Source organism: Gilvimarinus sp. 1_MG-2023 (genome assembly GCF_030548285.1).
This window is the reverse complement of sequence record NZ_JAUOSC010001013.1, coordinates 1-272: the sequence shown is the minus strand read 5'-3', so window position 1 is coordinate 272 and position 272 is coordinate 1. Positions and strand designations below refer to the sequence as shown.

General features: G+C 54.8%; 1 protein-coding gene. It reads right to left on the bottom strand.

Translation table 11 applies throughout. The features are described 5' to 3' along the window. On the bottom strand, positions 1–272 hold a 272-nt coding region (locus tag Q4563_RS19945), incomplete at both ends, for a hypothetical protein (RefSeq protein WP_303605753.1).

The window sequence follows — 272 nt, the reverse complement described above, 5'->3', positions numbered from 1 at the left end:
CCATCTGGAGGAATACTGCCATGCCGTAACCCAACCCCACCAGCCCCAGGGGTTTTAACTCATCCAGCATGCCGGTGGCTGTTTTTCCATGCAGCAAAAACATCGCATCTTCGGGGGTATTCACCAAATACGGCGCAAACAGTGCAGCAAAATCCGGACGCCGGTTGGCCATTTCCCCTGCCGTCAGAAATGCCATATCCAACGCCCCGGTCTGTAACTGTTGCAACATTTGCGCTTCGTTACCCAGCTGGCCGGATGGAAAAACCAGGACC